Annotated in this window: 13 protein-coding genes and 1 pseudogene; 6 read left to right on the top strand and 8 right to left on the bottom strand. The window is 71.1% G+C overall.

Annotation, left to right across the window (positions count from 1 at the left end; genetic code table 11):
• Window positions 1-10 precede the first annotated feature (10 nt).
• From ACIOJD_RS15025 to ACIOJD_RS15010, 4 genes are all read right to left on the bottom strand, one after another.
• Window positions 11-2,980 (bottom strand): NHLP bacteriocin export ABC transporter permease/ATPase subunit, encoded by a 2,970-nt coding sequence (locus ACIOJD_RS15025; protein WP_401912874.1) that lies wholly within the window; start codon window positions 2,978-2,980, stop codon window positions 11-13.
• 1 nt (window position 2,981) lies between these two features.
• Window positions 2,982-5,129: an NHLP family bacteriocin export ABC transporter peptidase/permease/ATPase subunit gene (locus ACIOJD_RS15020; RefSeq protein ID WP_401913897.1), complete on the bottom strand. Its 2,148-nt coding sequence runs from the start codon at window positions 5,127-5,129 to the stop codon at window positions 2,982-2,984.
• 188 nt (window positions 5,130-5,317) lie between these two features.
• Complete coding sequence (locus ACIOJD_RS15015; protein WP_401912871.1) at window positions 5,318-6,124, bottom strand: HlyD family efflux transporter periplasmic adaptor subunit; 807 nt, start codon at window positions 6,122-6,124, stop codon at window positions 5,318-5,320.
• 179 nt (window positions 6,125-6,303) lie between these two features.
• On the bottom strand, window positions 6,304-6,507 hold the full coding sequence (locus ACIOJD_RS15010; protein WP_401912868.1) for a type A2 lantipeptide: 204 nt from the start codon (window positions 6,505-6,507) through the stop codon (window positions 6,304-6,306).
• Window positions 6,508-7,241: 734 nt separating this feature from the next.
• Between ACIOJD_RS15010 and ACIOJD_RS15005 the strand changes: the two genes are divergently transcribed.
• A complete protein-coding gene (locus tag ACIOJD_RS15005; protein ID WP_401912867.1) occupies window positions 7,242-8,378 on the top strand; it encodes a pectinesterase family protein in 1,137 nt (378 codons plus the stop codon).
• Window positions 8,379-8,415: 37 nt separating this feature from the next.
• Here ACIOJD_RS15005 and ACIOJD_RS15000 read toward each other — a convergent pair whose 3' ends face one another.
• The gene (locus ACIOJD_RS15000) at window positions 8,416-9,126 is read right to left on the bottom strand and encodes a ribonuclease H (RefSeq protein ID WP_401912864.1); all 711 of its coding nucleotides are present in this window, start codon (window positions 9,124-9,126) and stop codon (window positions 8,416-8,418) included.
• Window positions 9,127-9,364: 238 nt separating this feature from the next.
• On the opposite strand from ACIOJD_RS15000, the gene ACIOJD_RS14995 reads away from it, so the two are divergent.
• The 3 genes from ACIOJD_RS14995 (at window position 9,365) to ACIOJD_RS14985 (ending at window position 15,851) form a co-directional block, all read left to right on the top strand.
• Window positions 9,365-12,571: an alpha-L-rhamnosidase gene (locus ACIOJD_RS14995; protein ID WP_401912861.1), complete on the top strand. Its 3,207-nt coding sequence runs from the start codon at window positions 9,365-9,367 to the stop codon at window positions 12,569-12,571.
• A gap of 212 nt (window positions 12,572-12,783) precedes the next feature.
• On the top strand, window positions 12,784-14,751 hold the full coding sequence (locus ACIOJD_RS14990) for a serine/threonine-protein kinase (RefSeq protein WP_401912860.1): 1,968 nt from the start codon (window positions 12,784-12,786) through the stop codon (window positions 14,749-14,751).
• 338 nt (window positions 14,752-15,089) lie between these two features.
• Complete coding sequence (locus tag ACIOJD_RS14985; RefSeq protein WP_401912857.1) at window positions 15,090-15,851, top strand: FHA domain-containing protein; 762 nt, start codon at window positions 15,090-15,092, stop codon at window positions 15,849-15,851.
• Here ACIOJD_RS14985 and ACIOJD_RS14980 read toward each other — a convergent pair.
• Complete coding sequence (locus ACIOJD_RS14980) at window positions 15,848-16,663, bottom strand: AraC family transcriptional regulator (RefSeq protein ID WP_401912854.1); 816 nt, start codon at window positions 16,661-16,663, stop codon at window positions 15,848-15,850. The two genes, ACIOJD_RS14985 and ACIOJD_RS14980, sit on opposite strands and share 4 nt — an antisense overlap.
• Before the next feature lie 54 nt (window positions 16,664-16,717).
• On the opposite strand from ACIOJD_RS14980, the gene ACIOJD_RS14975 reads away from it, so the two are divergent.
• Complete coding sequence (locus tag ACIOJD_RS14975; RefSeq protein WP_401912852.1) at window positions 16,718-17,941, top strand: MFS transporter; 1,224 nt, start codon at window positions 16,718-16,720, stop codon at window positions 17,939-17,941.
• Here the strand turns inward: ACIOJD_RS14975 and ACIOJD_RS14970 are convergent.
• Window positions 17,866-18,077, bottom strand: a pseudogene (locus tag ACIOJD_RS14970) (SDR family oxidoreductase); the annotation flags it as partial. The gene ACIOJD_RS14975 and the pseudogene ACIOJD_RS14970 overlap by 76 nt on opposite strands.
• A 515-nt stretch (window positions 18,078-18,592) precedes the next feature.
• Here ACIOJD_RS14970 and ACIOJD_RS14965 point away from each other — a divergent pair.
• A complete protein-coding gene (locus ACIOJD_RS14965) occupies window positions 18,593-19,081 on the top strand; it encodes an NUDIX hydrolase (protein WP_401912849.1) in 489 nt (162 codons plus the stop codon).
• On the opposite strand, the gene lnt is transcribed toward ACIOJD_RS14965, so the two are convergent.
• Entirely contained in the window at window positions 19,078-20,748 is a 1,671-nt protein-coding gene (lnt, locus tag ACIOJD_RS14960; protein WP_401912846.1) for an apolipoprotein N-acyltransferase, read from the bottom strand. The two genes, ACIOJD_RS14965 and lnt, sit on opposite strands and share 4 nt — an antisense overlap.
• Window positions 20,749-21,054 lie beyond the last annotated feature (306 nt).

The following is a 21,054-nucleotide window of genomic DNA, read 5'->3' as shown; positions in this document are numbered from 1 at the left end:
CCGGATGAGGTCACCTGAGCTGACGGCGTACCAGTTCGTGCAGCTGTCCGCCGGTATCGGCGAGCAGTTCGTCCGGCGCGCCCTGCTGTACGACGCGGCCCTCCGACATGACGATCACACGGTCGGCGTCCATGATCGTGGACAGCCGGTGGGCGATCACCAGTCGGCTGGCGCTCAGCGCGCGGGTGCTCTCGATCACGATGCGCTGGGTCGCGTTGTCCAGGGCGCTGGTGGCCTCGTCGAAGAACAGGACGCGCGGGCGGCGGATCAGGGCCTGGGCGATCATCAGCCGCTGTCGCTGCCCGCCGGAGATCGCGCCGCCACCGGAGATCATGGTGTGCAGCCCCATCGGCATGCGCTTGATGTCCTCGGCCAGCCCGGCCATCTCGGCTGCCTCCCAGGCCTCTTCCTGGGAGAACGGCTCGGCGCCGCGGATGCAGTCCAGGATCGATCCGGTGAGCGGCGAGGCGTTCTGCAGGACGACCCCGCACTGCCGTCGTACGGCCGCCTGGTCGAGTGCGGACAGGTCCTGGCCGTCGTACAGCACACTGCCGGAGACCGGCTTGTCGAATCCGATGAGGAGCCGGAGCAGCGTGGACTTTCCGCAGCCGCTGGGGCCGACGACCGCCACGAATTCGCCCGGCCGTATCCGCAGGGAGACATCGTCCAGGATCAGCGGACCCTCGTCGGAGTAGCGGAAGGTGAGGTTCCTGGCCTCGATCCCGCCGGACAGGACACCGGGCTGCGCGCTGGTGGAGCGGACCTCCGGTGCTTCGTCCAGGACCGGTTTGATCTGCTCGAACATCGGGAGGGCGGCGGCGGCCGAGACGAACGCGCCGGTCAGCTGGGTGACGGAGGTCAGCAGCATCGTCACGGCGGTGTTGAAGGTGAGGAACGCGCCGGCCGACATGCTGTCGCGGGCCGGGCCCGCCAGCAGCATGAACATGATGAGCGAACAGAGCGGCAGGTAGACGGCGTCGAGAACCGTCGTGAGGTTCTTGATCCGCCCGGCCCGCTGCTGGAGTTCCCTGGAGCGGGCGAACTCGCCTGCCCAGGCCGCGTACGCGAAGCTCTCCGCCGCCGCGACCCGCAGCTTGGGCAGCCCGCGCAGGGTCTGGAACGCCTGGTTGTTGAGCTTGTTGCCGAGCTCCACCAGCCGTCGCTGCCAGCGCACCTGCCACAGCCCCATCCCGAGGAACACGGCCCCGATGACGATCAGCATGGCGATGGCCGCCAGCGCCAGCGGCACACTGAACCAGAGCAGCAGAACGAGGTTCATCGCGCCGACCGTGCTCGCCTGTACGGCTACCGGGCCGATGCCGGACAGCACCCGGCGGATGGTGCTGATGCCCATCGCCGCGCTGGCCAGCTCACCGGTGGAGCGCTCGGTGAAGAACTTCGTCGGCAGCCGCAACAGCCGGTCCCACACGGCCGGTTGGAGCGTGCTCTCGATACGGCCCTCCATCCGCAGCAGGGTGAGGTTCTGCAACAGCATGAAGGCCGCGGTGACGACGCTGGAGATGATGACGGCCAGCGAGACCTGGACGATGAGGCTCTTCTCGGCGTTCGGTACGTAGACGCCGAGCACCTGCCCGGTCGCGATCGGGACCAGCGCGCCGAGGCCGACCGTCACCAGTCCGCCGATCGCCAGATTGCGCAGGTCCGTACGGCTGCCACGCAGGCTGAAGAGCATCAACCGCCCCATGGTCATGGGCCGGTCGGGCAGCGGCCGGTAGAACATCACGGCACGGGGTTCGAGTTCCTCGGCGTTCTGCGGGCCGATGCGCATCCGCAGCCCCGAGACCGGGTTCACCGCCTCGTACCGGCCACGGCGCCACAACAGCGCCACCGGAGCCTGCGACTTGGCCCAGTGACCCACGAGGGGGCCGGTGTCCGTGCGCCACCAGTTCCCGGCGAGTCTGACCGAACGGGTACGGATCCGGGCTCCGACGGCGATGCGTTCCACCGGGCCGACGCGGTCGTCGACCGGGCCGCCCCTCGGTGGCCGGGAGAGGGTGATCCCGCCGGCTCGGGCGACCAACTGGCAGATGGCGAAGGCCGTGTCGTCGCTGTTCTCGGGCGTGCCGGCGGCGCTCCGCCCGGACCTGGCGGGCCTGCCCATGGAGGCGATCAGCGCCTGGTCCGCGCGGGCGCGGACCGTCTCACCCGCCCGGATACCGGCCGCCGTGCGGTCGGCGTGGGCGAGTTCCAGCTGTTCGATCCAGCGGTCCACCCCGGACAGCAGCCGGTACTGCTGGTTGACCATCCGCTGCCACATCGCGGGGTCGACCAGCAGGTCGCCCGCCGCCTCGGCGCTGTACGAGGCGCCGTACCGCACACTGCCCGGCGGGACCGGCATCCACAGGATGTCGTCGTCGGCCATGGCCTCGTCGCCGCCGGGGCGGCCGTCCAGTGGCGCCTCGAACAGAACACCCAGACCACGCGCGGTGCCGAGCGCGAACGCCTGCTCCAGTTGCGTCTCCGCCCAGCTCGCGCCGGTGTCCGCGCCCGGGTCCACGTAGGCGCCCGTACCGGGGTCCGCGTATCCGCCCGCGTAGCCGTACGTGTCCGCGCCGCCCGCGCCTCCGTACGACTGGTCGTACTCGGACCGGTACAGCTCCCGCAGCGGGATCCGGCGCAGTGCGCAGTCCTGCGAGGGCTTGCCGAGCAGGGTGTGCTGGGGGCCCTCGACCGGTCCGAGCAGCAGGGTGCCCGCTTCGAGGCGGCCGAGGAAATGCCAGTGCCCCCGCTGGGCGGCGTCGACGGCGAACAGGTCCAGGGCCCCGTCCGCGACGAGCCACAGCACCTGCGGTCCCTCCAGCGGCACACTGCCCAGGCCGGTGTGGTCGACCGGCACGCCGAGTCCGCCCAGTGCGTGGATCACCGCGTCGGTCCCGCCGGGACCGCCGGCCGACGGACCGGCGGTCGGGCCTGTGGATGGGCCGGTGGACGGGCCGGTAAACGGATGAACGGATGACACCTCAGTGCTCCTTGACCAGCTCGGAGTACGGCCCACCGGCGGCGACCAGGTCTTCGTGCCGGCCCCGCTCCACGATCGAACCGTGGTCGAGCACCACGATCTCGTCGCTGTCGCGCACCGTGCTCAGCCGGTGGGCGATCACCACACACGCACAGCCGCGCCGCCGCAGATTGTCGATGACCAGCCGCTCGGTCTGCGCGTCCAGGGCGCTCGTCACCTCGTCGAGGACCAGGATGCTGGGCCGCCGGACCAGCGCCCTGGCGATCTCCAGCCGTTGCCGCTGCCCGCCGGAGAAGTTGCGGCCGTCCTGCTCCACACGGCTGTGGATGCCGTCGGGGCGCCGCACGATCACGTCGTCGTAGAGGGCGGCGTCCTGGAGTGCGGCGACCACGGTGTCGTCCGGTATGGACGGGTCCCACAGGGCCACGTTGTCACGGACCGTCCCCTCGAAGAGGAACACGTCCTGGTCGACGAAGGAGACCGACGCGGCCAGCGCGCCCCGGGAGATGTCCTCCAGGCGCTGCCCGTCGATGCGGATCGTGCCCTCCCAGGGCCGGTAGAGGCCCGAGATCAGCCGGGAGACCGTGGACTTGCCGCTGCCGGAGCCGCCGACGAGCGCGACCTGCTGCCCGGGACCGACCGTCAGCGAGAAGCCATTGAGCAGCGGCGGGTCCAACGGGCTGTAGCCGAAGGTGATCTCCTCCAGCCGCACATGTCCCGTGAGGCGGCGGGTGCTCTCGTCGGGCGCCGCGCGGCGGGTGTACAGCTCGTCGGCCGGGAAGCTCTCGACGTCCTTCAGCCGGGCAACGTCGGCGGCGAAGTCCTGGACCCGGCCCGCCACTCCGTTCAACCGGGTGATCGGCGCGGTGAAGCGGGTCACGAGCGCCTGGAAGGCGACGAGCAGACCGATCGACAGGTGGCCCTCCACCGCGCGCAGCCCGCCGATCCACAGGATCAGCGCGCTGTTGAGCGTGGCGAGAGTGGGCGCGACCACGGCGAGGGCCGCCGTCGGCACGCCGAGGCGCTGCTGCTCCTCCAGCGTGGTGGCGTGCTGGCCGGCCCAGCGGCGGAAGTATCCGTTCTCGCCGCCGGTGGCCTTCATGGTCTCGATCAGCTGGAGGCCCGTGTACGAGGTGTTCGTCAGCCGGGCGGTGTCCGCGCGCAGCTTCTGCGTGTGGGTGGCCCGCAGCCGGATGACGATCCGCATGGCGACCACGTTGAGCAGCGCGATCAGCACACCGACGACGGTCAGTTGAGGGTCGTACGTCCACAGCAGGGCGGCATAGAGGATCACCACGATCCCGTCCACCCCGGCGGCGGCGAGGTCGCGGGCCAGTGTCTCGGCCACGGCGTCGTTGGACTGGAGGCGCTGGACCAGGTCGGCGGGGCTTCGCTGGGCGAAGAAGGTGACGGGCAGCCGCAGCAGATGGCGCAGGAACCGGGCGCTGCTCAGCGTGGACGAGATGATGCGCCCACGCAGCAGGTTCGCCTGCTGGAGACCGGTCAGTGTCGCGGTGAGCACCACCATCGCGGCCATCGCCGCGAACAGCGGGCCCAGCAGCGAGGTCTGTTTGCCGATCAGGAACATGTCGATGTACGTACGGCTCAGCGCGGGCACCACCGCGCCGACGGCGACCAGCAGCAGGCTGGCGAGCAGCGCGGCCAGCAGGGTGCCCGTCGTGCCGCGCATCCTCGCCGGTACGGCGCCCAGGACGCCTCGTTTGCGGCCGCCCGTACGGAAGGTGTCCGACGGCTCGAAGACGAGCACGACTCCGGTGAAACTGGTGTCGAAGTCCTCCGCCGTCACAAAGCGGCGGCCTTTGCCGGGGTCGTTGATGTGGAAGCCCCGGCGGCCCAGCTTGCGTCCCATGCCGTCGTAGACGACATAGTGGTTGAACTCCCAGAACAGGATGGCCGGTGCCCGCACCCCGGCGAGGGCCTCCGCCTCCATCTGCATGCCCTTGGCCTGGAGACCGTAACTGCGCGCGGCCTTCAGCAGGTTGCTGGCCCGGGAGCCGTCGCGCGAGACGCCGCACGTGATGCGCAGCTCTTCGAGCGGCACATGCCGCCCGTAGTGGGCGAGCACCATGGCGAGCGAGGCGGCGCCGCACTCCACGGCCTCCATCTGGAGGATGGTGGGGGTACGCACGGCCTTCCGCTTCGGCGGCTTGGGCGTCTTCGGCGGCTTGGGCGTCTTCGGGGGCTTCCCGGCGCGCGCGGAGCCGGGGCGGCGCCGGCCGTGTCCGGGGGGTGCGAGCCGCTGCTCCGGCGGCGCGGGTTTGTGCGAGGCGAGTTTGTGCGAGGCGGGCTCGTGCGTCGCGGGTTCGTGCGGTGCGCTCACGGAAGCAGCCAATCGATCGGACGCTGCTCGGCCAGGTGGACGGTGCCACTGGCGAGGGTCATGGAGCCGACCGCGTACGGCGGACCGGCCGAGGACGACCAGGAGAAGCCGGACTTGGTGTGCGGCGAGGTCTCCAGCCGCACGAGGACCGGGACGGGCTGGCCGTTCTTCGAGAACTGCTCGCCCAACTGGCTGTTCCCCAGGAAGCCGCCGATCTGCTGAGCCGTCTGACCGGTCCGGCCGACCGACTGCACCCGGCCGCGCAGCACCCCGTACTGCTTGGCCGGAGCCGACTGGACGGTGAGGTCCACCGAGGCTCCGACAGGGACGGAGGATCCGTTGTCGGCCGGCAGGTACAGCATCGCCATCAGCGGATCGTCCGGGCTCTCGATCCGCTCCACGGCCGCCACATTCGCACCGGTGGTGACCACGGAGCCGATCGTGGCGACCAAGGTGGTCACCCGGCCGGCGGCGACGGCGCGGATCACGGTTGATCCCTGCGCGGTACGGACCTTGAGGAGAGGTTTGTCGGCGGGGACCTGCTGGCCTTCTTCGACGAGTACGTCGGTGACCTGGCCCGCGACGGGGCTCTGGAGGACGTAACTGCCCTGCGCGTGGGTGAGGATGCCGGCCGCGCCGACGGTGGACGACAAGGAGCCGGTCACCGCCCAGACGGTGCCTCCGAGCATCACGGCGACCGTGACGGCCAGGACGAGCCAGCCCTGGGGCCGGGCGAAGCGGACCGGGAGGTCTATTTCCTCGGGCGACTGCAGCTTGGAAAGCGCCTGTTGGCGGAACTGCACGACACTCTTTCCTTCCGGGCCAGGGCGTGCCCCTGGAACAGAGACAGGACCTGGGCGGGCGTATGCCCCGGAACCTGGGGCGGATCCGGGGCATACGAATCGGTCAGTCGGGGGGGAAGTGCCGACGTGCCGTAGTCACCACGTGTGGCGGTGCCGCCGCTCAGCGGCACATGAGCGCCTCAGAGACCGGCGACCGTGCCCGTCGCGAGACCGGTGACGCCACCGACGGTGTTGGTGACGCTGCCCACGACGCCCGAGACGGGGGCGATGGAGTCGGCGGTGGCGACGACCGTGCCGACGAGACCGTCAACGAGGCCACCGGACACGTTGTCCAGGTCGTTGTCGGAGATTTCCTGGGTCTCAACCTGAGGGGTGAAGGACATGATGTGGGCTTCCCTTCGCACTGATATCTCGGAACCACCGCAATGGCCGGACGCTTCGCCGGGAGTCCGTAACCGGATTCCCTCCGCGTTGACCGCTGCGATGCGAAGGATCAAAGCACGCGAGCACGCCGGGTCGCCAATCAGGAAGTGCCCCGGACATGGCGTATCCGGGGCTCCGAATGACGTGGCGCACACACACGTTCATGCGTTGGTGGCAGCATCTTCACAGGTTCGCGGGAGTGGATTTCCGCTGGCTGGGCCCCCTTCCGGCGGCGAACACGACATTCCGCGCCAATGGACTGCCACCCTGTCGAGGCACGGAGACCCCCGGGAGGCGATGTGCCTCCCACGTAACCGGTGTGCAGATTCGCGAGAGGCCGCGCTTTTCCTCCGGGTCACACCCCATCGCATCCGCGCATGCGCGGTGGGTAATTCATCGGGCCGCTCTCCGCGTCATTACCGATCGGCATTACGGATCGGCCCTCGGGAGTTAGGACGTATGACCGCGCGACGGGGTTGAGCGGTATCGGACGAGGAATGGAGAATTTCCCGCCGGCGTCGCGGACGTCCAACGGCTCATCAGTCGACGGGGACGGCCACCGGCGGACAGGGACGAGGACAAGGGCAGGGACGACGAGGGCAACGGGCCGGGTGGGGACGCCGATCGGCCGGCAACCTTTGTCGCGGCGGCGGCCACTGAGAGGTGTCATCCCCCTCGATGAAGGACGTGCCGGATGTCCGGTCCCCGCAGTGCCCTCAATCCCCCCTCGTCAGCGGCGCCCGCCCCGCGTCGCCGGTCGTACAACGGACGCCGTACGGCGACGTTCCTGGCCGCGGCCGTGACGGCCACCGGGCTCGGCGCGCTCCCGCCGGTGCCGAGCGCGAACGCCGCGGCCAACCCGGCGCATCGGGCCGCCTCCACCACACGTACCGTCGCCGCCGACGGCTCCGCGCAGTACAGGACCGTGCAGGCGGCGGTCAACGCCTCCGCCGCCGGTGACACGGTGTCGGTCGCCAAGGGCACGTACCGGGAGGTCGTGAACGTGCCGGTGAGCAAGAAGGGGCTCACGATCGCGGGCACCACCGGGAACGCCGAGGACGTCGTGATCACCTACGACAACGCGGCCGGTACGAAGAAGCCCGACGGAAGCACCTACGGCACCGCGGGCAGCGCCACCGCCACCTTCTCCGCCAACGATCTCACCGTCACCGGTGTGACCATCCAGAACACCTGGCTCAGGGCCGACCACCCCGACATCACCGACACCCAGGCCGTGGCCGTCAACGCGCAGGGCGACCGTCAGGTCTTCCGCAACGACCGGTTCATCGCCCACCAGGACACCGTCCTCAACTGGGCGCCGTCCGCGACCGGCCAGTACCGCCAGTACTTCCGCAACTCCTTCATCAGCGGTGACGTCGACTTCATCTTCGGCAACGCCACCGCCGTCTACGACCGCGTCAACATCACCCTGCGCGACCGCGGCGCGGCGGCCGGGGGCAACAACGGCTATCTCTCGGCGCCCAACACCAACTCGGCCAAGAAGTACGGCTTCCTCATCACCAACAGCAGTGTCAACAGCTCGGCGGCGGCCAACACCTTCTCCCTCGGCCGCCCCTGGCACCCCACCGCCGACGCCGTCGGCCAGCTGGTGATCCGTGACACCGCGCTCCCGGCCGCGATAAGGACGGCCGCCCCGTGGGCCGACTTCGGCAGCTTCCCGTGGAAGTCGGCGCGCTTCGGCGAGTACGCCAACACCGGCGCCGGCGCGACGGTCAACGCCAACCGCCCGCAGCTCACGGCCGCCCAGGCCGCGGACTACACGGCCGCCAGGTACCTGGCCGGTTCGGACGGCTGGAACCCGGTGGGCTGAGGCGATGGGGCACCCGGCAGGACGCCGGACTCACCTCTCAGGCCTGGTCGGCCTCCGCCGTCCGGCAGTCCGGGTGCCCCCAGCCCTTCGGGTTCTTCGAGATCGGCTCACCGGCTTCGTACGACCGGCCGCAGCGGCACCGGCCCGGGAACTTGGCGGTGATGGTGCCCGCCTTCCGGGCCTGCTTCGCCTGCCGTGGCGAGCCCGCCCCCTCCTTCACCCGCCCTGTGGCCCGGCCACGCGAGGGCGGCGCGCTCTGCGGCACGGGCGCCGCGGACCCCTGTGACGTGCCCGCTGCCCGCTGGCTGACGGCGACCTGGCCGGCGGCTCCGTCGGCGAACGCGTTCAGGGGGTCCCCGTCGACCTGGTGCGCCGGTACGTACATGAACTCCACCGAGCGGCCGGCCAGCAGGGCCTCGATGCGTACGACCAGCTCCAGGTTGGCGACGGGCTTGCCCGAAGCGGTTTTCCAGCCCTTCTTCTTCCAGCCCGGCAGCCAGGTGGTGACGGCCTTCATCGCGTACTGGGAGTCCATCCGTACCTGCATCGGCACGGCCGGGTCGGTGGCGGCCAACAGGCGCTCCAGAGCGGTGAGTTCCGCAACGTTGTTCGTCGCGGTGCCCAGCGGCCCAGCCTCCCAGCGCCCCGGCTCCTCGCCCCCGCTCTCGGCGATGACCCAGGCCCAGGCGGCGGGCCCGGGATTACCTTTCGACGCCCCGTCACACGCGGCGGTGATGCGATCAACCATGCGTCGATGATGCCAGGCCCGGAGGGCGCGGCAGCCCACTGTCGCCCCGTCCGGGCATGAAAGGTTTCAACACTCCTGAACGGGAACCTAAGTCCACGCCAACTACCCCGTCAATAGGGGGTAGTTGCAAATATCCCGAGCGGCGCGAAGCCTCACGGGAACCCTTGACAGGTCACACCCTTCTCCCTAATTTCACGCAAGTGAAACGATTCATCATCGAGTCGTAACGGAGCGCATTGTGATCAGCAGAAGACGACTGCTCGGTACCTCCGCCACCGCCCTGGGAACAGCACTGGCCGCCGGGCCGCTGCCGGCCGCCCGCGCGGCCGGGTCCGGGCCCGGCGCCCTGACGGCCGCGCGCGTCACCGGTCCGACCGTCGAGTACGTCCGGCACCCGCTCGGCCTCGACACCCCGCATCCCAGGCTGAGCTGGCCCCTCGTGTCCGACCGGCCCGGCCGGGCGCAGAGCGCCTATCAGATCCGTGTCGCCACCGCCCCGCAGCTTCTGGCCGGGCCCGATGTCTGGGACAGCGGCAAGGTCACCTCCTCCGAGTCGGTCCTCGTCCCGTACGCGGGCCCGGCGCTCGCGGCGCGTACGCGCTACTCCTGGTCGGTGCGCGTCTGGGACGACGACGGCACGGTCTCCGCGTGGAGCGCTCCGTCCTGGTGGGAGACCGGGCTCACGGACGCCTCGGACTGGTCCGCTCGCTGGATCGCCGCCCCTTCCTCGATCGTCGGCGCCCCCGCCCTGGACGGCGCCTCGTGGATCTGGTTCCCCGAGGGGGATCCGACGAGCGGCGCCCCCGCCGCGACGCGGTGGTTCCGCGACGGCGCCGAAGTCCCGGCGGGGGTCACCCGGGCCCGCCTGGTCATGGCCGCCGACGACGGCTGCACGGCGTATGTGAACGGCACCCGGGTCGCGCACACCGACGCGGTCGGCCCCGCGGAGAACTGGAAGCGCCCCCTTGTCGTCGATGTGACCGGCCTGCTCCGCCCCGGCGCCAACACGATCGCCGTCTCGGCCACCAACGCCGCCGTGGGACCGGCCGGTCTGCTGGGCCTGCTGGAGCTGACGACCGCCGCCGGGGTACGCACCCTCGCCACCGACGGCAGCTGGCGGACCACCGACCGGGAGCCCGTGGGCGACTGGCGCTCGGCCGGTTACGACGACAGCTCATGGTCACCGGCCAGGGTGCTCGCCGCGTGGGGCGCGGGTCCGTGGGGCGCGGTGCGGGCCTCGTACTCCCCCGCGGCGCAGCTGCGTCACGAGTTCCGGCTGCGGCGCAAGGCCGTGGCACGGGCCCGGCTGTACTCCACGGCCCTCGGTCTGTACGAGGCGCACCTCAACGGCGAGCGTGTCGGCGAGGACCGGCTCGCCCCCGGCTGGACCGATTACCACAAGCGGGTCCAGTACCAGACGTACGACGTGACCCGCCTGCTCATACCGGGGGCCAACGCGCTCGGCGTCACCCTCGCGGCCGGCTGGTACGCCGGCGACATCGCGTGGTTCGGCCCGCATCAGTACGGTGAACGGCCCGCGCTGCTGGCCCAGTTGGAGGTCACGTACGCCGACGGGACGACCGAGCGGGTGCTGTCGGACACCGACTGGCGCGCCGCGGCCGGACCGGTCACCGGCGCCGATCTGGTGGCGGGCGAGGAGTACGACGCCCGCCTGGAGACCGACGGCTGGACGCGCGCCGGGTTCGACACCGCCGGCTGGGCGGGGGCGGAGGCGGTCGGGGGCGTCACCGCCGCGGTCGTGGCGGAAGTCGGCGGCCCCTCACGGGTGGAGAGCGAGCTGTCCGCCCGGAGGGTGACGGAACCGAGACCCGGCGTCTTCGTCTTCGACCTCGGCCAGAACATGGTCGGCGCGGTCCGGCTGACCGTCTCGGGCTCCGCCGGTACCACCGTACGGCTGCGTCACGCCGAGGTGCTCAACCCCGACGGCACGCTCTACACCGACAATCTGCGCACGGCCCGCGCGACCGACGCGTACACCCTCAGGGGCGGTGGCACGGAGACGTACGAGCCGCGCTTCACCTTTCACGGATTCCGCTATGTCGAGGTGACGGGTTATCCGGGCCGGCCGTCCCTGGACGCGGTCGTGGGGCGGGTCATCCATACCTCGGCCCCGTTCACGATGGACTTCAGGACGAACGTACCGATGCTCAACCAGCTGCACAGCAACATCACGTGGGGCCAGCGCGGCAACTTCCTGTCCATTCCCACCGACACTCCCGCGCGCGACGAGCGGCTCGGCTGGACCGGCGACATCAATGTCTTCGCCCCCACCGCCGCCTACACCATGGAGTCGGCGCGCTTCCTCACCAAGTGGCTGTGGGACGTACGCGACGGCCAGAGCGCCGACGGCGCGTTCACCAATGTGGCACCGGATCTCGGAGCGGTCGGCCAGGGCGTGGCGGGCTGGGGGGACGCCGGAGTCACCGTTCCCTGGGCGCTGTACCAGGCGTACGGGGATGTCAGGGTGCTGGAGCAGTCCTGGGCCTCGATGCTGAAGTGGCTCGACTATCTGAAGCGGCACAGCAACGGCCTTCTGCGCCCCGCCGAGGGCTTCGGCGACTGGCTCAACGTCCAGGAGGAGACCCCCAAGGACGTCATCGGCACCGCGTACTTCGCGCACAGCGCCGACCTGGTCGCGAGGACGGCCGGGGTACTGGGCAAGGACCCGGCGCCGTACGTCTCCCTGTTCCACGCGGTCCGGGACGCCTTCCGCTCCGCGTATGTCACCACGGGCGCACGGGTGAAGGGCGACACGCAGACCGGATACGTACTGGCCCTGTCCATGGACCTGCTGGCGGACGCCGACCGCGGGCCCGCCGCCGACCGCCTCGTCGAGCTGATCCGGGCCGAGGACTGGCATCTGTCGACGGGATTCCTCGGCACACCGCGGCTGCTGCCCGTACTCACCGCCACCGGTCACACCGATGTCGCCTACCGGCTGCTGCTTCAACGGACCTTCCCCAGCTGGGGCTACCAGATCGACCGGGGCGCCACGACGATGTGGGAGCGCTGGGACTCCATCACACCGGACGGCGGCTTCCAGGACGCCGGTATGAACTCCTTCAACCACTACGCGTACGGCTCGGTGGGCGAATGGATGTACGCGAACATCACCGGCATCGCACCGGGCGGCCCCGGCTTCCGGAAGATCGTCGTCCGGCCCCGGCCCGGCGGCGGGGTGACGGAGGCCGAGGGCCGTTTCGATTCGCTCTACGGAGCCGTCGCCACACGCTGGAAGAAGGACTCCGGGGGATTCCGGCTCACCGTGTCCCTGCCGGCCAACACCACCGCCGAGGTGTGGGTCCCCGCCGGTGAGGCGGCGGACGGCGCGGACGTCGCCCATGGAACGGCCGAGTTCCTGCGCAGGGAGGACGGCTGCGCGGTCTTCGCCGTCCGCTCGGGAAGGCATCACTTCGCCGGCTGACACACACGGAGCATGGTGATGCGGGTGCGGGCGGCGGTGTACGACACGTGTTCGCTGTCCGCGTGTTCGCCCTCTCCGTCCCGCGCCGAGGCCGAGGAGGGCGGAACGCGGATATCCCGTGAAGACGCACAGTGACGCTCCTCTCACCCTTTATGTTCGGTTCACGCGCGGCATGCCGCGCGGTTCCGGATCACGGGTGAGGGGAAGTCGCGGTGCACGTGGGCAGGACGGTCGGTGGACGCTACCGGCTCACCCAAGGCCCTCTGAGAGGGGGAACGGGCGAAGTGTGGCTCGCCCGTGACGTGGAGTGGGGGCGGGATGTCGTACTCAAACGGGTCCTGACGGGCGACGCCGGCTTCGACGGGCTGCGGACCGAGGCCCGCGCGCTGGCCCGGTTCAGCCACCCGCATGTGGTGACTCTTCACCACGCAGAACAGGTGGGCAGAGGGAGAAAGGCCACGTACTGGCTGGTGATGGAGTACGTGGCCGGGGGCAGCCTGGACGACCGCCCGCCGCTGTCTCCCGTACGCGCCGCGCGGGTGGGCGTACAGATCGCCGACGCGCTCGTCGCCCTGCACGCCGAGGGCATCGTGCACGGCGACATCAAGCCGGCCAACGTCGTCGTCACTCTCGCCGGCCTCGCCAAGCTCGCCGACTTCGGCGCCGCGTACCGGGTCGGTGGCATGGAAACGATCACCTCCAACGGCGCCGTCAGCTACACCCCCGACTTCGCCGCCCCCGAAGTCGTGCGGGGACAGCCGGAACCGGCATCGGACATCTTCTCCCTCGGGGCCATGCTGTGTGCCCTGGTGACCGGTGAGCCGCCACGCCCCCGCGTCGCGGGGGCCGTCGACCCCCGCGAACCGTACGACCCGTACATCGCGGCGCGGCACGCCGCACGGGGCCAGGTCGAACTGAACACGGACGACGCCGAGTTCGGGCCACTGGGCGACATCCTTCCCGCGATGCTCGACCGGGACCCGCGCCACCGGCCGGACGCGGCCGCAGTGCGCGGGCTGCTGGAGGAGATCGCGGGACTCCAGGAACCACTGCCACCCGCCGAGCCGGGGACCGGCCGGGGCACGCCGTACGCATCGCTCGGCCACGACGAACGGGCGGACGCGGCCCGGGGCTCCGGGTCCAGTGACCGGGGCGGCCGGTGGGCGAGCCCGGCAGCTCTCGTCAGGACCCTCGGATCCCGGCCGCTGCTGCTCGGTACGGTGGCCCTCGCCCTCGCTCTCGCCGTGGCCGTCCCGGTCACCCTGCGCGATGCGGACCACAGGAACAGCGGGACGGACGATCCCCGGCCGCCGGGCTCGTCCACCGGGCCGCCGCAGAAGGTGCTGTCCGTCATCGGCGATCACCGTGCGGCCGACCCCTGCGCCGTGGCCGAGCCTTCCGCGCTGGCGCGATTCGGCGACGCACAACTCGACCGGGCCTACGGCAACTTCGACCGGTGCGACGTCATCGTGGACACCGGTACGGGGAGCCCCGTGGATGTCGAGATCCACTTCGGCAACGGAGGACGGTCGGAGCTGTCGGCCCCCAGGAAGACCGTGGGGAGGGTCAGCGTGGTGGACGAGCCCGCCGAGAGCGACGCGTGCGGTCATACGCTGCTGTCGGCCGGCGACGACGACGTGAACATCACCGTCATCGCGAAACAGAACGAGGGCACGGCACCGCTGTGCGCCATGGCCGATACCGCCACCGACAGTGCGGTCGAGGTACTCAACCGGGGTGTGATCGACCGGCGTTCGCCCGCGCCGCCGGCCAACTCGCTGGCGCACGAGGACGCGTGCACACTCCTGGACGCGGACGCCCTCGAAATCGTCCCCGGCATCGACGCCAGGCGACCGGAGGTCGGCTTCGGCAACTGGGACTGCGAGTGGGAGAGCACCACCAACGGCCTGTGGGTCGGGCTGCGGTTCGACCGCGGACAGCCGCCGACGGCGGCCGACGGCACACTCACCCGGATCAACGGCCGTAGCGCAGTGGTCCGGCCCGACGCGGAAGGCGAGCACACCTGCCTCGTCCGGGTGGTCCACCGGTCGTACGACGACCACGACGGCAACACGACCGTCGAGACGCTGAACGTGACGGTCGGTGGCGACCGTTCGAAGGCGCAGCTTCGCAGGATGGCGCTGGAACTGGCGGATGTGGCGGCCGTCGAGGTCGGGTGAGGACGCGGACCGCCGGTGGGCGTCTGCCGGGTGTCCGGCGGCGGACGACGGTTGCCACCCCCGTACGGAACCGTCGTCCCGGCCCTGTGACCCGCGGCCCGACAGAACCCGGCACCGGGTCCGGCGTCACCACCGCGATCGTGACGGCCGGGGCCCGGTACTCACCCGTGGTCGACGATCGCTCCCTCGTATCGCACGGGCTGCCCGGCCGGACAACGGCCGTCCGATCCGGTCCCCATTCTCGGGGACCGGATCCGGGAGGGGTCCCCGAGCGGGCCCAGGAGACTGACGCAAGACGGACAGACTCCCGTACGACGAGGCCGACAAGGAGGCCGACGATGAACAACCCCGCCAGCCTGGCACGCGGCGTCGCCCCCGCCGGACCCGGCACCCTCCACGCACGCTCGGTCACCGGCGCCATCAAGGTCGCCCCACGTCCGGGTCTGACCATCCGGTTCGGCCGGGGCGAACGCCCGGACACCGACCTGGCCGTGGGAGACGACGACCTGCGCGTCAGCCGCCGGCACGGCGAACTGACCTACCGCGCACACCAGTGGTGGCTGCGCAACACAGGCCGGCAACTCGTCCGGCTCCCCCACGGCAGACTGATGCACAGCAGCTCCGAACCCCTCCCCCTCGCCACCGGCTACACCCCCCTCTTCGTCAAAGGCTCGGGCTTCCGGGAACACCTGGTCGAGCTCTACGTAACAGGCCACGACCAGCCAGGACTCGTACCACGCCGTCAGGCTGCCACCCTCCCACCCAGGATCTGGCCACTGGACGACGACGAACGCCTGCTCCTGGTTGTCCTGGGCCAGCACTACCTCCTCTACGAGGACGGCCCCCGCCCCCTCTCCTACCGCCGGGCCGCCGCCCAGCTCGCCTACCTTCATCCCGAGGCCAACTGGAGCGAACGCAGAATCGAGCACAAGATCAAAGACGTACGCCTGCGCCTCCAGAACGCGGGCTTCCCGCACCCGCTCCTCCACGACAGGGCCATGGGCACGCCCAGCGACAACAACCTCCTGCACAACCTCCTGAAAGGCCTGGTCGAGTCCACCACGCTGGTCCCACCGGACCTGGAACTGATGGAGGACTAGGGCCTGTCCGGTCGGTCTTGTCGGATCGGCCCGGGGCGCTGCGGCGACATCGGCTGACCGCCGGCCCGCTCGCGAGGCTGGTGTGTTCCCGGAGTGTGTCCGAAGGCGCGGCGGAAGACATCGATGAACGCGCTGGCGGACGACCAGCCGCACCGGTGTGCCACGGTGGTCACCGGGGTGTTCTCGGCGAGCAGGACCAGGGCGTGGTACAGGCGCAGTTGGGTGCGCCATTGCGGGAAGGTCATGCCGAGATCGGCTCTGAAGAGGCGCGAGAGGGTGCGGTCACCGGCGCCGACTTCCCTGCCGAGTGCGGCCAGGGTGCGGTCGTCGGCCGGGTTCGCGTGAAGGATCTCGCAGACTGCCCTCAGCTGAGGGGCGGTCGGGGCGGGCAGGTGGAGGGGCTGCTGGGGTGAGGCCCTCAACTGGTCGAGCAACACGGCCCGCAGCCGCCCGCGTTCGGGGCTGTCGTCGTGCGGGGTGCGGGTGTGGACGAGGATCAGTTCGCGAAGGAGGGGGCCGACGGCCAGTACGGTCGGCTCGTCCAGGCCGAGCGGGTTGTCACTCGCGGGCAGGCCGACCAGGTGCAGTTCGAGTTCGCCGTGGGCCTGGTGGGCATGCACGGTGCCGGCCGGTACCCAGATGGCGCGCGTGCCCGGCGCGATCCACGAACCGGTGCTGGTCGTCACGGCCAGCACTCCCCGGCCCGCGTAGACGATCTGGTGGTCGTCGTGGCGGTGGGCGTCGATGGCGGCTCCGGACGCCAGCCACTGGGTGCGGGTCGGCGCCACGGGCTCATGGCGGATTTCTGACATTGCTTGGCAGTTTATCGGAAGCACGACAGGTGGTGCGGCGATGACCATGGCGAGGTGTCAAGGAATAAATCGATCATCATGCTGTCGGCCGGCCACGCCTGCGTGGACATCTACCAGGGCGCGGTCGCGTCACTCATCCCCTTCTTCGTCGCCGAGCGCGCCTACAGCTACGCCGCGGTCTCGGGCATCGTGCTCGCCGCTTCTCTGCTGTCCTCGGTGGCCCAACCGGTGTTCGGCATGCTCACCGACCGCCGGCCGATGCCCTGGCTCCTGCCGGTGAGCACGATCCTCGGCGGACTGGGTATCGCCCTGAGCGGCCTGAGCGGTTCCTACGCCCTGACGCTGACGTTCGTGGCCGTGTCCGGTGTCGGGGTCGCCGCCTACCATCCCGAGTCCGCACGCGTCGCGCGGCTCGTGAGCGAGGGCAGCCACAGCGCGATGGGCTGGTTCTCCCTCGGCGGCAACCTCGGCTTCGCCACCGCGCCGCTCATGGTCGCCGCCGTCGTCTCCTCCGGCGGTCTGCGCCTGTCGCCACTGCTCGTGATACCGGCCCTCGCCGGCAGTGTGCTCTGCCTGCCCGTCCTGCGCGCACTGGGGAAGGCAGCACACGGCGGCTCCGGCACCGCGGTCGCGACGGGCAAGGACGACACGGCCTCGTTCGTGAAGCTGTCGCTGGCCGTGGTCTGCCGGTCCATCGTGTTCACCGGTCTGAGCACCTTCATCTCGCTCTACGCCCAGCAGCGTGTGGGAGGCGGTACGGCGGCGGGCACCACCGCGCTGTTCGTGCTCTACGCCGGCGGCGCGGTGGGCTCCGTGCTGGGCGGCACCCTGGCCGACCGCTGGGACCGGGTCGCCGTCGTCCGCTGGTCCTACCTCGCCTCGGTCGCCGCTGTCGCGGGCGTCGTGTTCGTACCCGGCCCGGCGATCTACGTGTTCGTCGCGCTGACCTCGGTCGGCCTGTACGTTCCCTTCTCCCTCCAGGTCACCCTCGGCCAGGACTACCTGCCCACGCGCGTCGGCACGGCCGGCGGGATCACCCTCGGGCTGACCGTCAGCATCGGCGGCCTGGCCAGCCCTCTCATCGGCCGCGCCGCCGACGCGGCCTCCCTGCGTATCGCCCTGGCCCCACTGATCCTGATGCCCGCGCTGAGCTGGCTGTTGTTCCGCGCACTGCCCGAGCCCACGGCGCCGAGGCCACCAGGTCAGTGCGCGGTCCAGCCGCCGTCCAGCGTCAGTGACGTACCGGACATGAACGACGCCTGCGGAGAGCAGAGATAGGCCACCGCCTCGGCGACCTCCTCCGGTTCGAGGAGGCGCTCGAGGGCGCGGTCGTGGAGCAGGACGTCGGCCAGGACCCGTTCCTCGGGGAGATCCGGTGCCTCGCGGCCTGGTCGGCGATCTGCTTCTCGACCAGGCCGCGTCCGAGGAGACATTGCCGATTCCGCTCGCGGCGCGGTGATCAGCGCGGTACGGCCGCCGAGGTCGAGTGCGACGGGGGCGACGCCGCCGGGAGCGGGAGATCCGGCGGCCCCGGAAGCGGGCGGACGGGAGGCGGGATCCGGGGTGGTGTGCGCCGTCATACCGCGCACACCAGGTCCTGTCCGACCGGACAGGACCTGGTGTCTTTCGTTTGGATCAGGCCGGATCAGGGAGCGGGGTCTGGTGCCGTGGATCGCAAGGCGGAGGAGTGAGGCGTCGTGGAGCGTCGTGGAGCGTCGTGGAGCGTCGTGGAGCGTCGTGGAGCGTCGTGGAGCGTCGTGGAGTGACGACAACGCGGCGAGGCGCGGTGCCGGGGCACGCGAGCCCGGCAAGACCCAAACGAAAGACCCCAGGCGTCCTTCCCTTCGCCAGGGAGTGCTGTGGCCGCACCACGCGGGCCCGGACCGGCCGGGGTGCATCAGTGATCCACGCCCCGGATATGGTCGTCGCATGGCAACGCCCGACTTCATCCGCACGATCCGGGCCTCCGCGGGCCACCAGCTGCTGCTCCTGCCCGGAGTGAGCGCCGTCGTACTCGACGACGACAACAGAGTGCTCCTGGCACGCCGCGCCGACAGCGGTGAGTGGGCCCTGATCGGAGGTATTCCCGAGCCCGGGGAACAGCCCGCCGCGACCGCCGTTCGCGAGGTGCACGAGGAGACCGCCGTGCACTGCTCGGTGGAGCGCGTCGTACTCGTCCAGGCGCTGGATCCGGTTCAGTTCCCCAACAAGGACCGCTGCCAGTTCATGGACATCGCCTTCCTCTGCCGCGCGACCGGCGGCGAGGCCCGGGTCAACGACGACGAGTCCGTGGACGTGGGCTGGTTCTCCCTGGACGCGTTGCCCGAGCTCAGCGACTTCTCCCTGCTGCGGATCAAGCAGGCCCTGTCCGACGGGCCGACCTGGTTCGAGCCCGTCCCCGGCGAGGCCCAGAGCTAGAGATCGGTCCGGAGGCCGGGCCCGGAACCTGGGCCCTGTCCGGCCTCTGCCGACGCACCCGCCTCCGCCGCCGTGCGTCGGCGGTCGCGTACGGAACGGACCGTCACCCAGCCCAGACCGGCGACGGCGACCGCCGCCAGCAGCCCCTCGGGCAGCGTGCCCAGCCTCGTTGCGGGGGTCGTCGAGGAGCGCAGCGGCACCTTCGCGACGAGCGCGTCCGGCGTGAACATCCTGGTCTGCTGAGTGATCTTCCCGTCCGGCTGGATGACCGCGCTGACGCCGCTGGTGACGGGGACGACCACGGTCCGGCTGTGCTCGACGGCCCGGACGCGCGACATGGCGAGCTGCTGGTACGTCATCTCGCTGCGGTCGAAGGTGGCGTTGTTGCTGGGTACGGAGATGAGCTGGGCGCCATGGGTGACGGTGTCCCGCACGGCCCAGTCGAAGGCCGCCTCGTAGCAGGTGGCGAGCCCGACCTTGGTTCCCGCGAGGTCGAAGACACCGGGCCTGGTGCCGCGTCCGAAGTCACGGCGGACCATGTCGGCGTAGCCGGGGCTGATGGTCCGTACGACCGAGCGCAGCGGGAGGAACTCGCCGAAGGGCTGGATCTGCCGCTTGTCGTACGTGTCCGTCGGGCCGCGCTCGGGGTCCCACAGGATCTGGGTGTTGCGCAGCGGTCCGGTGTCCGGGGTGACGACGGCGCCGACGGAGATCGGCGCACCGATCGCCTTGGCGGCCTGGTCGATGATCTGGCGCGCGTCGGCGTTGCGGTACGGATCGATGTCGGAGGAGTTCTCCGGCCACAGCACGAAATCGGGCCGCGGCTCCTTGCCGGCCTTCACGTCGGCGGCCAGGCGCAGGGTCCTGCTGACGTGGTTGTCGAGAACCGCGCGGCGCTGGGCGTTGAACTCGAGACCGGCCTGCGGCACATTGCCCTGTACGGCGGCGACGGTCGCGGTGCCGTCCTCGGCGGAGTCGCTCACGAGCGGCAGGGCGGCGAGCGCCACCGCGACGGGGGCGAAGACCGTGAGTGCGGCGGTGGCCGCCGCCCGGCGCGGCACCGTTCCGGTCCCGCGGTACGCGAGGGTCTGCCGCAGCGCCTCGTACAGCCCGAAGCCGCACAGGACGACGCCGAAGCCGAGCAGCGGTGTGCCGCCGAGCGCCGCGAGCGGGAGGAAGACGCTGTCGGCCTGGCCGAAGGCGATCTTGCCCCAGGGGAAGCCGCCGAACGGCACCCGGGCGCGGACGGCCTCGCCGAGGATCCAGACGGCCGCGGCCCAGACCGGCCAGAGCGGCAGTCGTGTCACGACCGCGATGCCGAGGCCGGTGAAGCCGACGAACAGTGCCTCGATCGCGACCAGGGCGAGCCAGGGCCCCGGGCCGACCTCCGCCCCTGTCCAGAACAGGAGCGGCAGCAGAAAGCCGAGGCCCGCGAGGTAACCGAGGCCGAGTCCCGCACGCGGCCGTCGGCCGTACAGGCTCCAGGCCAGCAGCGCGAAGCCGGGCAGGGCCAGCCACCACAGGGTGCGGGGCGGGAAGCTCGCGTAGAGCAGGAGGCCGGACAGCGCAGCCCCGCCGGGCCTGACGAACCTTCGCAGCAGCTTCCGGCCGCCGCCGGAGGCCGGGGCGGGCGGAGGGGTCTCGACGGTGGTGATCGTGGCGCTCACCCGGCGGAGTCTACGGTGGGCCGCCGTGCGCCGGGGAACGCGGCTCGGCACACGCGGTCCGACGCGTCCGCCTGAAGCGCGGGCCCGGAGTGCGCGTAAGGAGCGAGGCGAGCGCCGGAGCCGGTCCGGGTCGGATCGCCCCGTAGAGGCCGGGAGGTCCGGCTGGGTCCTGTCCGGTCGTAGAGGCCGGAGGGGCCGGAGGGGCCGGCTGGGTCCTGTCCGGTCGATCTTGTCGGATGGGCCCGGGGCGTCCGGGGCGTCCGGCGCCGTGGATCGCAGGGTGGTTTCCTGTGGCGTTCCGGCAAC

The organism is Streptomyces sp. NPDC088116, from assembly GCF_044741745.1.
In the GTDB taxonomy this organism is placed as follows: domain Bacteria; phylum Actinomycetota; class Actinomycetes; order Streptomycetales; family Streptomycetaceae; genus Streptomyces.
Note: the sequence above shows the minus strand (reverse complement) of the source record. Positions and strands in the feature narration are given on the sequence as shown.

What these genes read in the sequence shown, in the direction of transcription:
- ACIOJD_RS14980 (WP_401912854.1), bottom strand. Translation starts at nt 16,663, where the DNA reads ATGTCAGAAATCCGCCATGAGCCCGTGGCGCCGACCCGCACCCAGTGG.
- ACIOJD_RS14965 (WP_401912849.1), top strand. Translation starts at nt 18,593, where the DNA reads ATGGCAACGCCCGACTTCATCCGCACGATCCGGGCCTCCGCGGGCCAC.
- ACIOJD_RS15010 (WP_401912868.1), bottom strand. Translation starts at nt 6,507, where the DNA reads ATGTCCTTCACCCCTCAGGTTGAGACCCAGGAAATCTCCGACAACGAC.
- ACIOJD_RS15000 (WP_401912864.1), bottom strand. Translation starts at nt 9,126, where the DNA reads ATGGTTGATCGCATCACCGCCGCGTGTGACGGGGCGTCGAAAGGTAAT.
- ACIOJD_RS15005 (WP_401912867.1), top strand. Translation starts at nt 7,242, where the DNA reads ATGTCCGGTCCCCGCAGTGCCCTCAATCCCCCCTCGTCAGCGGCGCCC.
- ACIOJD_RS14985 (WP_401912857.1), top strand. Translation starts at nt 15,090, where the DNA reads ATGAACAACCCCGCCAGCCTGGCACGCGGCGTCGCCCCCGCCGGACCC.